Genomic DNA, 15606 nt, shown 5'->3' on the forward strand with positions numbered 1-15606 from the left:
TATGCCGATGAAACGAATATTCGCCACATTGATTTTCGCCCTGCCCCTGCTGTTCTGCGGTTGCTCGGAGGAGGAGGACATCCTTCCCGAACAGCGCCAGAAGATCGTCTCGTATCTTGAGAGGACGCACTCCCCGGCGCTGATCCCGGAGTCGCAGGTCGAGACCGGGAGCCAGCAGCGGTTCTACACCATGTCGGGCAGCACGGTTTACCGGTATATCGACAATTTCTACCGGGACGGGCGGAGCGAGCTTCCGGAGGTCACCGCCGCCGCGAAAGCGACCATCACCTTCCGGGCCTACGTCTTCGCCTTCTCGAACATCACCGATTCGACCTTTCCGTTCTACTCGAACGATCCCGCCTTGCAGCAGGCCTACGAGGACATGGGGCTGACGCCCGGAGCGTGGTCGTTCGAACCGCTGACGCTCGATATGCGCGGCGACATACTAAACGGGCTGCGGCATGCGTTACTTGGTTGTCGCGAAGGCGACATCGTCGAAGCCTACATGACCTACAATATGGCTTACGGGGACAAATATGTGAGCACGATTCCGAGAGAAAGCCCCGTCGCCTGGTTTTTCACGGTCGAAAGCGTGGAGTACGACGAATAGACAGAACACCGAATTTATAGAATTGTATAACAAGATATGAAGTTGATCACCCGTTTTCTCTACCTCTCGGCAGCCGGCATCATGCTGCTGACATCCTGCGCCAAGGAGCAGACCGAGTCGTATGACAAATTCGAGAACCAGGCCCTTGAGGCGTGGATGACGCAGAACCGCCGGGAGCTGCTGAAAAATTACCAGCCCGAAGGCGGCTATTACGTCGAAATCCTCGCTGCCGGGAATCCCGACGCCAAGCCGGTGAACGACACTGCCTGCTGGGTGAAGTTCGACTTCTCGGGCCGCGATTTGAGCGGCAACATCGTGCTTACGCGCCGTGCCAATGAAGCCCGCCAGCTCGGCACGTTCACCAAATACACCCACTACGTTCCCTTCTACCGCTACTGCGGCACGGAGAATACGAGCCTGATGGAGGGCACTTTCCTGGCCATGCGCAATACGCTGCACCTCGATCCGGACTATGCCGCCGGCAAGGGAGTCGATCCCGAGTTCCTGCTGCGCGAAGGCTCCAGGGTGCGGCTCTACCTTCCCTCGCGCATCGTCGGCAACGGCGTGGAGGGCGACGGCGGCTACGAGGGGCAGTTCGACTTGAGCGCCAAGCGTCCGCTCATCGTCGATATGGAGATCTGCGATACGGTGAAGAACCCGCTGGAGGCCGAAGGCTCCTTGGTGGACGCCTTCTGCGAGGCCAACGGCGGAATGGTGATGTTCACCAAGGACGGCGAGGACGATTCGGAGAAACGCCCGACCGATCCCGAGGATGCGAAACATCCCTACAACCGTGCCGAGCGGTGGGTGAGCGCCTGCGATACCGTGGCGCAGCTCTATGTCGACGTGCGCTACGACCCGGCCAAGGAACTTGCCGGCGACAGGTTCACCTTCTCGTTTCCCGTCGGCAGCGAACGCAACGAGCCGTATAACGTCGGGTTCGAACCCTACAACGGCTCCGATCTGGAGAAGAAGATCGCCGAGGCGCTCGTGAAGCGTTTCCACGGCGAGGGCGATGACTACGAAGCCTACAAGGGCGTTGCGGACCTCGATGCCGATTCGGTCGGCATGGAAGGCACGGCCAAGATCTGGTATATCGGCCGTTTCCTCGACGGGTTCATCTTCGACACGAACATCGACGAGGTGAAGCAGATCATCTACGGCGAGGTGCGCAAAACCGGTTCGGCGCACTCGTACGACGTGCAGAATCCCGATCTGATAACCGCGTTCTATTACATCGTCCCGCATCTGAAATACGGGCAGTGGGCGACGCTGGTCACCACGTCGACCAATGCCTACGGCACGACGGGCAAGAGCGGCGGTTCGAGTACGTCGACCTCCTCGAACGGCTACACGTCGAGCTATTACGATTACCTGAACTACCTGAACTATTCGCAGATGTATTACGGCAATAACGGCTATTACGGCGGTTATTACAACGATTACTACGGCTACGGCGGTCTGGGCAACTACGGCTATTACGGCGGTTATTACGGGGGCTACGGCGGCAATTACGATTCGGGCGAGACGACGACCACGACCAAGGTCTATACCGACATTCCGTCCTTCTCGCCGCTGATTTTCCAGATCTACATCGAGCCTGACGGCAAATGATCCGCTTTTCCGGCGGTGTGGAATGCACCGTGAAATCTGAAAAGTCCCCGCTTCGGCGGGGGCTTTTGTTTTGGAACAGGGGACTTTCGCTTCTTTTCTTTCGCGTTGCATTTTTATTACACTTTTTCAGGCAGAAATTTTGCAGTTCCGTAAAATTGTATTAATTTAGTTGTGTAGAACCATCAACCAAAAATTCAACGGATATGATTATCACATTTAACGAGTTGCGCCGTATCAAGGACCGGTTGCCCAGCGGCAGCTCGCAGCGCATTGCAGATGAGTTAGGAATCGACGTAGACACTGTCCGCAATTACTTTGGCGGCAAGCACGAATCGAAGGAGTGCGTCGGCGTGCACTTCGAACCGGGACCGGACGGGGGTGTCGTTACGTTGGACGATACGACGATTCTCGATGTTGCAATGCGCATCTTGAGCGAGCAGTAACGGAGTTATAGCGATTTGTCCGGCATCCGCCGGAAGAAGGGCCTGCGTTTTGCAGGCCTTTTTGTTTGTGCTTTTGTCACCGAGAGTACATGAAACATTCCGCGGTCCTCGCCCGCGAGGTATCGCTGCCTTTTGGTGGCAAAGATCTTCGCAGTCCGGCGACGGCGGGTCCTTTTAGTCTTTTCGTTCGCCCCAGCCCTTGGGAGCGTCCGCTTGAGCGGCGGGGTTTGAGCGGCGCGGGGTGTTTGCAGCCCGGCAACCTGCGGGTCTTTTGCTGCCGTTTCGTTCGCCTCAGCCCCCCCCCTTGGGGGCGATCGTAGGCTTCTGTGCTTTCTGCTTGTCCCGGACGCATCCCTCTCGCCGCGTTCCGCGGCGAACGATTCCGGCCCGATGCCGTAGCCGTGAAACGAAGTCCCGGCTAAAAGTGGCAAGAAACGGGGCCGGTTTGCTTGCAAACCCGCGAATAGGCGCCCGTTTCGAACGTTAGCCGGGACGAAGTAGGCGGAGGCATCTGCCGGGGAGTTTTTGGGTACCTTTTTGCGGAAAAAAGGTACAAAACACCCGCGACATCGTCGCGGCTTTCTCTGTACTTTTGATGGCAAAAGTACCAAAACCATCCGCATGTCGCTTTTCGCGGGAACAACCTCCGGCCCGCGTTGAGCGGGCGCAGTAAGATCAGGCCTTTACAGCCTCCCGCTCCGGGCACGCGGGCTGTCGGTTGTTCTTCTTCCGCTCCAAGCGATAATGCGGCGGTTGAAACCCGCTTCCAGGGGCGATCGTAGGCTTCTGTGCTTTCTGCTTGTCCCGGACGCATCCCTCCCGCCGCGTTTCGCGGCGAACGATCCCGGCCCGATGCCGAAGCTGTGAAACGAAGGCCCGGCTAAAAGTGGTAAGAAACGGGGCCGGTTTGCTTGCAAACCCGCGAATAGGCGCCCGTTTCGAACGTTAGACGGGACGAAGTAGGCGGAGGCATCTGCCGGGGAGTTTTTGGTACTTTTTGCGGTCAAAAAGTACATAGAACCCCGCGGGCGAAAGTCGCGGTTAGTTGCCGATCAGAAAGCGGCAAAAAACGCAAGTCGCCGGACTGCGAACACCCCCGAGTGCGCCGCGCCCCTCGAAAACCGCTTTTCAGGCGGGTGACAAAATGCCGTGCGCCATGACGTTGCACGGCATTTTTCTGCCATCGGGCTGACAATTTGGCAGGGATTGCCGATCGGCACGACCTTTGTTCGGTTCGAGGGCGTAACCGGCGGCCGGAGTCGGAAAAAGCCCGGACCGGCGGATACGAAACCGAAAAATAAACAATTAAAACATATTACTATTATGGCAAAGATTATCGGTATTGATTTAGGAACCACGAACTCCTGCGTGGCAGTGATGGAGGGCAACGAGCCTGTTGTAATCCCCAACTCCGAGGGACACCGCACGACCCCTTCGGTCGTGGCTTTCACGGCCGACGGCGAGCGTAAGGTCGGCGACCCCGCGAAGCGTCAGGCGATCACCAACCCCAAGCGCACGGTCTTCTCGATCAAGCGTTTCATGGGTGAGACCTACGACAAGGTTTCGGCCGACATCGCGCGCGCTCCCTATGCCATCGTCAAGGGCGACAACAACACCCCGCGCGTGGACATCGACGGACGTCAGTACACCCCGCAGGAGATTTCGGCCATCATCCTCCAGAAGATGAAGAAGACGGCCGAGGATTACCTGGGCCAGGAGGTTTCGGAGGCCGTGATCACGGTGCCGGCCTACTTCTCCGACTCGCAGCGTCAGGCTACGAAGGAGGCGGGCGAGATCGCCGGTCTGAAGGTCCGCCGCATCATCAACGAGCCGACGGCCGCCGCATTGGCCTACGGTCTCGACAAGAAGTCCAGCGACCAGAAGATCGCCGTGTACGACCTGGGCGGCGGAACGTTCGATATTTCGATCCTCGAACTGGGCGACGGCGTCTTCGAGGTGAAGTCCACCAACGGCGATACGCACCTCGGAGGCGATGACTTCGACCACGTGCTGATCGACTACATGGCCGAGTCGTTCAAGGCCGAGCACCAGATCGACCTGCGTCAGGACCCGATGGCCTTGCAGCGTCTGAAGGAGGCCGCCGAGAAGGCGAAGATCGAACTGTCGTCCTCGACCACCACGGAGATCAACCTGCCGTATATCATGCCTGTCAACGGCATTCCGCAGCACCTGGTGATGACGCTCACGCGCGCCAAGTTCGAGCAGTTGTGCGACCACCTGATCCGCAAGACCATCGAGCCTTGCAAGCTGGCGCTTCGTGACGCGGGTCTGGACGCCTCGCAGATCAGCGAGGTGATCCTCGTGGGCGGTTCGACGCGTATTCCCGCGATCCAGAAGATCGTCGAGGAGTTCTTCGGCAAGACCCCGAACCGTTCGGTCAACCCCGACGAGGTCGTGGCCATCGGCGCCGCCATTCAGGGCGGTGTGCTCACGGGCGAGGTGAAGGACGTGCTGCTGCTCGACGTTACGCCGCTGTCGCTGGGTATCGAGACCCTGGGCGGTGTGATGACCAAACTCATCGACGCCAACACGACGATCCCGACGCGCAAGTCGGAGACCTTCTCGACGGCTGCCGACAACCAGCCTTCGGTGGAGATCAACGTCTGCCAGGGCGAGCGTCCGCTGGCCCGCGACAACAAGTCGATCGGCCGCTTCCACCTCGACGGCATTCCCGCCGCACCGCGCGGCGTTCCGCAGATCGAGGTTACGTTCGACATCGACGCCAACGGCATCCTGAACGTTTCGGCCAAGGACAAGGGCACGGGCAAGGAGCAGAAGATCCGCATCGAGGCCTCCTCGGGTCTTACCGAGCAGGAGATCCAGCGCATGCGCGACGAGGCCAAGGCCAACGAGGAGAAGGACAAGGCCGAGAAGGAGCGCATCGACAAGATCAACGCCGCCGACTCGAACATCTTCACCACCGAGAAGCAGCTCAAGGAGTACGGCGAGAAACTTCCCGCCGACAAGAAGGCCGCCATCGAGACGGCGCTCGGCAAGCTGAAGGAGGCGCACAAGAACGCCGACGTGGCCGCCATCGACACGGCGATGGCCGAGCTTAACGCCGCATGGCAGGCCGCTTCGCAGGACATCTACGCGCAGCAGCAGGCACAGCAGGGCGCACAGCCCGGAGCCGATGCCGGCCAGCAGTCGCAGTCGAACGCCGGCGGCCAGCAGGGCGGCGGCGACGGGCAGCCCGAGGATGTGGAGTTCGAAGAGGTGAAGTAGGGCTTCGCCAATTAAAAATTAAGAATTAATTCGACGCGAAAGGGCGCGATTCCTGCGGGAGTCGCGCTCTTTATTTTGCCCGGGATGTAAAATTTGCTATCTTCGTCCGTAAAAATCGTTTCCGATGGCTTGGCTGTATCTGATTCTGGCAGGACTTTTCGAGATGGGGTGGCCGCTGGGGTTCAAACTTGCGAACCTCTGCCCGCGTTACCATTTTCTTTTTCTGGCCCTTTCGGTCGTGTCTATGGGCGTGAGTGGCTGGCTGCTCTACGTGGCCCAGAGGACGATCCCGATGGGTACGGCCTACATGATCTGGACCGGTATCGGGGGCGTGGGAACCGTGGTCCTCGGCATCGTTTTCTTCCACGACGCCGTGACCTTCTGGCGGATGTTCTTCCTGTCGCTGGTCTTCGTCGGCATCGTCGGCCTGAAGATGGTGCATTAGGCCCGCTCCGCCCGCCACATCCCGTAGAGGATCAGCGCCGCTCCGGCCAAAGCGGCGAGGGTGATCCGCTCGCCGATGCAGAGCGTCGCCGCGACGATCGTCACCAGCGGGTTGAAATAGATGTAGTTGGTTGTCCTGACGGCTCCCAGACGGTGCATCGCGGCGTTCCAGAGCACGTAGCAGAGCATCGAGGCCACGACGCCCAGAAAGAGCAGGTTGCCCCATACGACGGGCCGCGACAGCACCTCCCAGTCCGCGCCGAAAGGCCGGAACGCAAAGACCGGGAGGATCGTCACGAGTCCGTAGAAAAAGACTTTCCGGGTGATGAAGATAGCGGGGTAGCGGCCTCCGAGGCGTTTGATCACCAGCGAATAAACCATCCATAGCATCGCCGCCGAGAGCGCCAGCATGTCGCCCCGCGGCGAGAGGCGGAGCACGAAATGCCCGTTGAGCACCACGAGCACCATCCCCGCGAATGCCAGCGCCGAGCCTGCGATCTGCCGCCGCGACATCCGCTCGCCGCGATAGAAGAGGCTCATCACCACGGCGGTCCACACGGGCGCCGTGCAGACGATCAGCGAAACGTTCGAGGCCGGGGCGTACTCCAGAGCCATGTTTTCGGTAAGGAAATAGAGCGACCCTCCGCTCAGCCCCGCGGCCGCCAGCAGCAGTTCGTCGCGCAGGTTCGCGGCCCACATGCGCCCGCGGGCGAAGGGCAGGATGCAGACGTATGCCATAGCGAACCGGAGCAGGAAAATTTCCGCCGGAGTCAGCGAGTTGGCGATCAGGACCTTCGTCGAAACGAACGTCGCGCCCCATACGGTCACCGTGAACAACGCCGCGAGGTGGTATTTGTATTCCGTGTATTTTATCATACGGCTCCAAAAATACGGATTTTTTTGCGCCGGCGCACTACTTTTCACCTTTCACCTTTCACTTTTCACTTTATTTTTCTATCTTTGCGTGCTATTGTGCGTAATGACAATAATTACAACAAATAACAATAACTATTTTTCACTCAAATGCAAAGTAAAGGTTTTATTAAACTCATTGCGGTCCTGCTGGCTCTCGCGTGTGTTTATCAGCTCTCGTTTACGTTCAAGACGCGTGGCGTAGAGAAGCAGGCGGCCGCTTATGCCGCGCAGTTCCCCCTCGACCAGCAGGGCGAGGCCGAACAGCATTACCTCGATTCGGTGCAGAACCTGCCGGTTTACAACCTGGGCTTCCGCAAGTTCACCTACAAGGAGTGTAAGGAGAAGGAGCTGAACCTGGGCCTGGACCTCAAGGGCGGTATGAACGTCATGCTGGAGGTGCAGGTCGAGGATGTCGTGAAGGCTTTGGCCGGCGACAGCCAGAACGACCCGGCCTTCATCGAGGCGATCGGCGTGGCCAACGAGGCGATGAAGCAAGGCTCTTCGACCGACTATATCTCCGACTTCGTGAAGGCGTATTCGCGCCTTTCGAACGGCCGTCCCATCGCCGAGCTTTTCGTAAGCCCCGACCGCAAGGACATCACGCTCGAAAGCTCGGACGCCGACGTCGAGAAGATCCTCAAGAAGGAGACCGAGGCTGCCATCGGCGCATCGTTCAACGTGCTGCGCAGCCGTATCGACCACTTCGGCGTTACGCAGCCCAACATCCTGCGCCTCCCGAACTCGCACCGCATTCTGGTCGAGCTTCCGGGCGTGAAGGAGCCGCAGCGCGTCCGCGACCTGTTGCAGGGAACCGCTTCGCTGGAGTTCTGGACCACCTACGACGCCAATGAGATCTTCCCCGCGCTTTCCGCTGCCGACAAGCTCATCAAGGCCGAACTGGCGCAGGCTCCCGCCGCTGCGCCCGAGACCGCTGCCGCCGAGGCTGCCGCTGCCGCCGGGACTCCCGCCGCCGAGGCCGAGGGCCTGATCGCCGAGGTCGGCGCCGCCGATTCGACCGCCACGGCCGAGACCGCCGTTCAGGAAGGCAACTTCGACCACTCGCAGAACCCGCTCTTTGCAGTCCTCAATCCCCGCTTCGCAGGCGGCGCCTCCATCGGAGCCGCTTACAAGGCCGACATGGCAGCCGTCAACGAGTACCTCGCCCAGCCGGCCGTCCGCGAGCTGTTCCCCGCCGACATCATGTTCAAGTGGGGCGTCAAGGGCGACGACAAGATCGACGGTCGTTTCTACCTCTACGCCATCAAGGTTTCGACGCCCGACGGCAAGGCACCGCTCGACGGTTCGGTCGTTACGGAAGCCACCGAGCAGTACGCCCAGCGCGGCGCCACGGCCGAGGTTTCGATGACCATGAACGCCGAAGGTACGCAGGAGTGGTCGCGCATGACGGGCGAAAATATCGGCAAGTGCATCGCCATCGTTCTCGACGGCTACGTCTATTCGGCTCCCCGCGTCAACTCGAAGATCGACAAGGGACAGTCGCAGATCACTGGCGATTTCACCATCCAGGAGGCCAAGGACCTGGCCAACGTGCTCAATTCGGGTAAGGTTCCCGCTCCGGCCAAGATCATCCAGGATACGGTCGTAGGTCCTTCGCTGGGCCAGGAGTCGATCAACGCCGGTATGATCTCGTTCGTGATCGCCTTCATCCTCGTGCTGCTCTACATGGGTCTGTTCTACAAGACGGCGGGCTGGATGTCCGACGTCGCGCTGCTCACGAACGTCTTCCTGCTGATGGGCGTTTTGGTGTCGTTCGGCGCCGTGCTGACCCTTCCAGGTATCGCGGGTATCGTGCTGACGATGGGTATGGCCGTCGATGCGAACGTGATCATCTACGAACGTATCAAGGAGGAGCTTCGCGGCGGCAAGGGTCTTTCGCTGGCCATCAAGGACGGTTTCTCGAAGGCCTATTCGGCCATCATCGACGGTAACCTGACGACGATCATCACGGGTATCGTGCTGTTCATCTTCGGCAACGGTCCGGTTCAGGGCTTCGCCACGACGCTGATCATCGGTATCATCACCTCGTTCTTCTGCGCCATCTTCATCACGCGCCTGCTGATCGAGTGGATCGTCGGCAAATGGGGTCACATCACCTTCTCGCGCCGCTGGTCGGAGAACTTCCTCAATAACACGCGCGTCGACTTCATCGCCAAGCGCAAACTGGCTTACGGCATCGCCGTTGCCCTGATGGTTCTGTCGTGCGTTTCGTTCTTCGCCCGCGGTCTGAACCTCGGCGCCGAGTTCACGGGCGGCCGCGCTTACGTGATCCGTTTCGACAAGCCCGTTTCGGCCGAAGAGGTTCGTCAGAATGTGGAGAAGGCTTTCTCGCAGTTCGCCGATGCCGACGCTTCGTCGATCAGTTCCGAGGTGAAGCAGTACGGCAAGGAGAACCAGATGCGCATCGTGACCCAGTATCGCTACGACGACACGTCGGACGAGGCTACCTCGGAGGTCGAGCAGATCATCTACGACGCTCTGAAACCGCTCTACTCGTATGACATCACCTTCGAGCAGTTCCGCAATACGCAGACCGACGCCAACGGTATCCTGACGGCCGACAAGATCGGTCCCTCGATCGCCAAGGACATGACGTGGAACGCCATCTATTCGGTGCTCTTCTCGCTCATCGCCATCGGTCTCTATATTACGTTCCGCTTCAAGCGCTGGCAGTGGGCTTCGGGCGCCACGGCGGCCCTGGCCTTCAACGCCCTGCTGATCATCGGCATCTTCTCGATGTTCTACGGTCTGCTGCCCTTCAACCTCGAGGTCAACCAGGCGTTCATCGCCGCGATCCTGACGATCATCGGCTATGCCATCAACGACACGGTGGTCGTCTTCGACCGAATCCGCGAGTACCTGGGTCTCTACCCGAAGCGAAACCTGAAGGAGACCGTGAACAACGCCATCAACTCGACGCTGTCGCGTACGATCAACACCTCGGGCACGACGCTCGTGACGCTGCTGGCCATCTTCTTCTTCGGCGGCGAGACGATCCGCGGCTTCATCTTCGCGCTGATCATCGGCGTGGTCGTAGGTACGGCCGCCACGATCTTCCTCGCGACGCCGATCGCTTACGATCTGATGACGAAGCGCGCCAAGACCGACGTGGAGAAGTAATGGATAGACTCCCGATCCGACAAAAACGGACCGCACCGAGAGGTGCGGTCCGTTTTTTCAAATAAATTTGGCATTGCGGCCGGCTTGCACTATCTTTGCGGGCAAGCAGACGCCCGCTTGGGCAGGCTGCGGCTCGGCAATGTGCAAAATAAATTTGATATTGCCCCGCCTTGCACTATCTTTGTCATACGGATATTATAGGTTCCCATGATGGAAAATTGGTTGAAATGGATGCACCGCTACGTGTCGCCGGTTTTTCTGGCGCTGCTCGTCGCGTCGTTCATCCTTTGGTATATCGCGAAATTGAGCTATACGTACACCACCGAGCAGACCGTGAGGGTGAGTGTCGACGGACAGCCTTTCGAGGTTACCTGCGTGGTCGAGGGCGTCGGTACGAACCTTTTCGGCTACCGGGTCTACATGAACAAGACGCTGCGCATTCCGCTTGCGGAACTCAAGACGAAGCGTTCGTATGAGGAGGGGCACGAGGGTAAACTCATCATCGACCCCCAGTCGCTGCAAAACGCCCTTGCGCCGCGGTTCAGCGACATCAAGATCATTTCCATCGGGGACATTCCCGAAATCGACGTTCCCCGTAACCCATGATGAAGGTCGGAATCACAGGCGGCATCGGCAGCGGCAAAAGCACCGTTTGCCGTCTTTTCGCGCGTTTGGGCGTCGCGGTCTATGACTCCGATGCCGGGGCCAAACGGCTGATGACGGAGGATGCGGAGCTGCGCCGGCGCATCACGGACCGTTTCGGGGCCGAAGCCTATGCGGACGGGACCTTGAACCGTACCTACCTTGCCGGGCGGGTCTTCTCCGAGGCGCAGGCCCTCGCCGACCTGAACGCCATCGTCCACCCGGCCGTCCGGGCCGATTTCGCGGCGTGGGCCGAACAGCAGGAGGGCGACTACGTGATCCTCGAAAGCGCCCTTCTTTTCGATGCGGGGTTCGATGCCTGCGTCGACCGCACGGTTGCCGTCCTCGCCCCCGAGGCGCTGCGCATCGAACGCACCTGCCGCCGCGACGGGCGCACACCCGGGGAGGTCCGCCTCCGCATCGCCGCCCAGACGGACGACGATACGTTGAGCGCGAAGGCCGACTACACCCTTGTCAACATCCTCGAATCCGACCTTGAACCCGCTGTCGCGGAGTTGCACCGAATTTTCAGCCATGAAGCCCATGAACATTGATTTTTCCTCGCCGCAGGTGATGGCGATTCTTAACGTCACCCCCGATTCTTTCTATGCCGGCAGCCGCACTCCGGAGGCCGAATCCGTCGAGCGCCGCGTCCGCGAAGCCGTGTCCGAAGGGGCGCAGCTGATCGACGTCGGGGGCTACTCCTCGCGTTCCGGGGCCGACGAAGTCCCCGCCGACGAGGAGTGGCGTCGCGTCCGGCTGGGTGTCGGGACCGTGCGTCGGCTGGCGCCCGGCATGACCGTCTCGGTCGACACGTTCCGCAGCGAAGTCGCGGCGAAGGCTGTCGAAACGTTCGGGCCGCTCGTCGTCAACGACATTTCGGCCGGGGAACTCGACCCTGCGATGCTCTCCGTCGTTGCGGACTGCGGCGTACCCTACATCGCCATGCACATGAAGGGCGATCCGAAAACCATGCAGTCGCAGACCGACTACCGGCGCGACATCGTCACCGAGGTCGTCGGCTATTTCCGCCGCCGCACCGACGAGATGCTCGCCGCGGGCATCCGGCGTGAAAACATCATCCTCGACCCCGGCTTCGGCTTCGCCAAGACCACGGAGCAGAACTACGAATTGCTCGCGGGTCTGCACCGCCTCTGCGCGCTGGGTTACCCGGTGCTGGCGGGGCTTTCGCGCAAGTCGATGATCTATAAGGTCCTCGACGCCACTCCCGCCGAATCGCTCGCCGGAACCGTTGCCCTGGGCTGGGAGTGCCTGCGCCAGGGTGCGGCGATACTCCGCGTCCACGACGTGCGGGAAGCTGTGGACACGGTCAAACTGTTCAATATGTTCCGCCAATGATACGGGCTACCGACATACACAAGAGTTTCGGCACGCTGGAGGTGCTGAAAGGCGTTTCGCTCGACGTGGCGCAGGGCGAGGTGGTCTCCATCGTGGGGGCCAGCGGCGCTGGCAAGACCACGCTTTTGCAGATCATCGGCACGCTGTCGCGTCCCGACGGCGGGCGCGTGGAGATCGACGGCCGCGATGTCTCGGCCTTGGGCGATCGGGCCTTGTCGCAGTTCCGCAACGAGCGCATCGGCTTCGTGTTCCAGTTCCACCACCTGCTTGCGGAGTTCACGGCTTTCGAGAACGTCTGCATTCCGGGGCTGATCGGCCGGCGTCCGCGCGCCGATGTCGAACGCCGTGCCGCCGAACTGCTCGACATGATGGGCCTCGCGGCGCGGCGCGACCACAAGCCCGGACAGCTTTCGGGCGGCGAGCAGCAGCGCGTGGCCATCGCCCGTGCGCTGGTCAATTCGCCCGCCGTGTTGCTGGCCGACGAACCCTCGGGCAACCTCGACTCGCACAACCGCGACGAGATCCATCGCCTGTTCTTCGACCTGCGCGAACGGCTCGGCCAGACCGTCGTGATCGTCACCCACGACGAAAACCTCGCCGCAATGGCCGACCGGAAGATCACCATGTCCGACGGTCTGATCCTCGGCTGCGAAACGGTCCGGTAACATGAAAAAACTGCTTTGGCTGCTTCTTCCGGCTCTTGCCGCCTACGGTGCGTGGGACCTCGTGCACGAGGTGCGCGGGGCGTGGACCTCGGACTACTCCCGGACCTATTCGCGCGCCGTGGGGCAGACGATGTCCCGGGCGTTCGATTCGCTGAACCTTTCCGGACGGGGCGTCCGCATCGGGGTGCTGGACGCGGGTTTCGGGGGCTTCCGCACCGACCGCTGGACGCGGGGGCTGCACGTCGCCGCCTGGCGCGATTTCACGGGCGGCGACGAGACGGCATTCTTCGACGACGCCACAGACCACGGCACAAGGGTCTGCACCAACCTCGGAGGCCGTTCGGGCGATACGATCCGCGGGCTGGCATGGGGCGCGGAGTATTATCTTGCGAAAACCGACCGTGCCGAAGTGGAGCCTCGCGCCGAGGAGCGGCAGCTGATCCGCGGCATCGAGTGGCTCCTGGCGCATGACGTCGACGTGATCTCCTCGTCGTTGGGCTATACGACGTTCGACGATTTCAGCGGCTATACGCCCGCGATGCTCGACGGCTGCACCTCGACGCTCTCGCGCTACCTCGACAGCCTGCTCACGGCGCGCCCCGGACTCGTTTTCGTGCAGAGCGCCGGCAACGAGGGCGACAAGGCGTGGCGCAATGTCTCCTTTCCGGCCGATGTCCGGCAGGTCATCACGGTCGGTTCGTGCGATTCCGACGGTGTTTCCCGCTCCCGCTCCAGTGGTGTCGGACGCGAAGATGTCGGCTATGTGAAGCCCGATTTCGTCGCCGGAGCCTCGCCGTTGGGAACTTCGTTTTCGACGCCGGTTATCGCGGGGCTTTGCGCCTGCCTGCTCGAATACCGTCCTATGGAACGCGGCGAACTCATCGGACTGCTGCACGCTTCCGGCACGCGGGCCGCAGCTCCCGGCTGCGAACTGGGTTACGGCATCCCGCAAACCGATGTCTTGCTCCGAATGCTCCGCACGCCATGACGAACACCGATCTGAAGGAGCTGCTCGACGCGCTCCACGACAAATACAACAGCCCCGACTTCATCGCCGACGATCCGATTTCGGTACCGCACCGCTATACGGACCGCGCCGACCGCGAGATCGCGGGATTTTTCTCCGCGACCATCGCCTGGGGCAACCGTAAGGCCATTGTCCGCAGTGGCCACCGCATGATGCACTTCATGGACGACGCTCCGGCGGATTTCGTGCGCAACGCCTCGCAGCGCGAACTGGCGCTGCTTTCGTCCTACGTCCACCGCACGTTCAACGGCGGGGACCTGCGCGATTTCGTGCTGGCCCTGCGGCGTATGGAGGAGCGCCATGGCGGCATCGGGAATTTCTTCGAGACGCGCTATGAGGCCGCGCAGAGCATGCCCGCCGTGCTGGCCGACTTCCGGCGCGAGTTTTTCGCCGGGGAGCACGCTCCGCGCTGCGAGAAGCATGTTTCGTCCGTCGAGCGCGGCGCGGCCTGCAAGCGGCTGTGCATGTATCTGCGGTGGATGGTGCGCCGCGACGACCGGGGTGTCGATTTCGGTCTGTGGCGGCGTATCCCGATGTCGGCCCTCTACCTGCCGCTGGACGTCCATGTCGGCGAGACGGCGCGTGCGCTGGGACTGCTTGGCCGCCGCCAGAACGACTGGCGGGCCGTCGAGGAGCTGACGGACGCCCTGCGCGCATTCGATGCGGAGGACCCCGCGCGGTACGATTTTTCGCTGTTCGGCGCAGGCATGGACGGCTATCTGCGAGAATAATTCACCATTCATAATTCAAAAATTCACAATTATCTTTCGGTTTAAACAATTCACGGTCCGTCAGGACCGCTGCCCGATGAAGGTCGGGACCGACGGCGTTCTGCTGGGTGCATGGGCCGCGGTGCGGCCGCAGGACCGGCGGATGCTCGACATCGGCACGGGCACGGGGCTGATCGCCCTGATGCTGGCCCAGCGCGCCCCGGAGGCGCATGTCACGGGCGTCGACATCGACGATGTCGGGCAGGCCCGCGAGAACGCCGCCGCTTCGCCCTGGAGCGGCAGGGTGGCGTTCGCTCAATGCCCCGTGCAGGAGTTCGAGACCCCGGAGCCGTTCGATCTGATCGTCTCCAACCCGCCGTTTTTCGTCGACTCGCTCACCTGCCCCGATCGGGGGCGCACCGCGGCCCGCCATGCCGTGCACCTGCCGTTCGGCGACCTGCGCGACGCCGTCCTCCGCCTGCTGGCTCCCGGAGGCCGGTTTGCCGTCATCCTTCCCACGGCCGAAGCGGAGCGTTTCCTCGCGGTCTGTGCCGGACGACTGGCCCTCGTGCGCCGCACCGACGTGCGCACCACGCCCCGCCGCCCGGCCAAACGGGCGCTGATGGAGTTCGTCCGCGCCGACCGCCCCGCCGATCGTTCTACCGATTGTTCCGCCGCCGCGCCCGAGGTCTCGGAACTGGTCGTCGGCACGGGAGAGCACGAATGCTACACGCCCGAATACCGCGCCCTGACCCGTGATTTTTACCTGAAATTTTGACGGCACGCGAAAATA

14 protein-coding genes are annotated in these 15606 nt (G+C 61.3%); 13 read left to right on the top strand and 1 reads right to left on the bottom strand.

Translation table 11 applies throughout. From position 1 onward, the window contains the following. The first annotated feature begins 7 nt into the window (after positions 1 to 7). The 5 genes from NQ492_RS13535 (at position 8) to NQ492_RS13555 (ending at position 6358) form a co-directional block, all read left to right on the top strand. Positions 8 to 610, top strand: a complete 603-nt coding sequence (locus NQ492_RS13535) for a hypothetical protein (protein ID WP_044054647.1) — start codon at positions 8 to 10, stop codon at positions 608 to 610. A 36-nt stretch (positions 611 to 646) separates the two neighbouring features. Further along, on the top strand, positions 647 to 2224 hold the full coding sequence (locus tag NQ492_RS13540) for an FKBP-type peptidyl-prolyl cis-trans isomerase (RefSeq protein WP_015545880.1): 1578 nt from the start codon (positions 647 to 649) through the stop codon (positions 2222 to 2224). Positions 2225 to 2427: 203 nt separating this feature from the next. Further along, complete coding sequence (locus tag NQ492_RS13545) at positions 2428 to 2667, top strand: hypothetical protein (RefSeq protein WP_015545881.1); 240 nt, start codon at positions 2428 to 2430, stop codon at positions 2665 to 2667. A gap of 1323 nt (positions 2668 to 3990) precedes the next feature. Next, complete coding sequence (dnaK, locus tag NQ492_RS13550) at positions 3991 to 5913, top strand: molecular chaperone DnaK (RefSeq protein ID WP_118406514.1); 1923 nt, start codon at positions 3991 to 3993, stop codon at positions 5911 to 5913. 124 nt (positions 5914 to 6037) lie between these two features. Next, entirely contained in the window at positions 6038 to 6358 is a 321-nt protein-coding gene (locus NQ492_RS13555; protein WP_015545882.1) for a DMT family transporter, read from the top strand. Here NQ492_RS13555 and NQ492_RS13560 read toward each other — a convergent pair. Next, positions 6355 to 7233, bottom strand: coding sequence for a DMT family transporter (locus NQ492_RS13560; RefSeq protein ID WP_015545883.1), 879 nt, complete (start codon positions 7231 to 7233; stop codon positions 6355 to 6357). The two genes, NQ492_RS13555 and NQ492_RS13560, sit on opposite strands and share 4 nt — an antisense overlap. Before the next feature lie 147 nt (positions 7234 to 7380). Between NQ492_RS13560 and secDF the strand changes: the two genes are divergently transcribed. From secDF to NQ492_RS13600, 8 genes are all read left to right on the top strand, one after another. Then, on the top strand, positions 7381 to 10410 hold the full coding sequence (gene secDF / locus NQ492_RS13565) for a protein translocase subunit SecDF (RefSeq protein WP_149887559.1): 3030 nt from the start codon (positions 7381 to 7383) through the stop codon (positions 10408 to 10410). Positions 10411 to 10620: 210 nt separating this feature from the next. After that, positions 10621 to 11016 carry a hypothetical protein gene (locus NQ492_RS13570; RefSeq protein WP_044054649.1) on the top strand — a complete coding sequence of 132 codons (396 nt, stop codon included), beginning with the start codon at positions 10621 to 10623 and terminating at the stop codon, positions 11014 to 11016. Then, positions 11013 to 11606 (top strand): dephospho-CoA kinase, encoded by a 594-nt coding sequence (coaE, locus tag NQ492_RS13575; RefSeq protein ID WP_015545885.1) that lies wholly within the window; start codon positions 11013 to 11015, stop codon positions 11604 to 11606. Before NQ492_RS13570 ends, coaE begins: the two co-directional genes overlap by 4 nt. After that, on the top strand, positions 11596 to 12411 hold the full coding sequence (gene folP, locus NQ492_RS13580) for a dihydropteroate synthase (RefSeq protein WP_015545886.1): 816 nt from the start codon (positions 11596 to 11598) through the stop codon (positions 12409 to 12411). The genes coaE and folP overlap by 11 nt, the downstream gene beginning before the upstream one ends. Continuing rightward, entirely contained in the window at positions 12408 to 13076 is a 669-nt protein-coding gene (locus tag NQ492_RS13585) for an ABC transporter ATP-binding protein (RefSeq protein ID WP_015545887.1), read from the top strand. The genes folP and NQ492_RS13585 overlap by 4 nt, the downstream gene beginning before the upstream one ends. Position 13077: 1 nt before the next feature. Beyond that, positions 13078 to 14064, top strand: a complete 987-nt coding sequence (locus tag NQ492_RS13590) for a S8 family serine peptidase (protein WP_015545888.1) — start codon at positions 13078 to 13080, stop codon at positions 14062 to 14064. Continuing rightward, positions 14061 to 14834: a TIGR02757 family protein gene (locus NQ492_RS13595; protein WP_015545889.1), complete on the top strand. Its 774-nt coding sequence runs from the start codon at positions 14061 to 14063 to the stop codon at positions 14832 to 14834. Before NQ492_RS13590 ends, NQ492_RS13595 begins: the two co-directional genes overlap by 4 nt. Before the next feature lie 76 nt (positions 14835 to 14910). Further along, a complete protein-coding gene (locus NQ492_RS13600) occupies positions 14911 to 15591 on the top strand; it encodes a tRNA1(Val) (adenine(37)-N6)-methyltransferase (RefSeq protein ID WP_015545890.1) in 681 nt (226 codons plus the stop codon). The last annotated feature ends 15 nt before the right edge of the window (positions 15592 to 15606 follow it).

It is taken from the genome of Alistipes shahii WAL 8301 (assembly GCF_025145845.1).
GTDB classification, from domain to species: Bacteria; Bacteroidota; Bacteroidia; order Bacteroidales; family Rikenellaceae; genus Alistipes; species Alistipes shahii.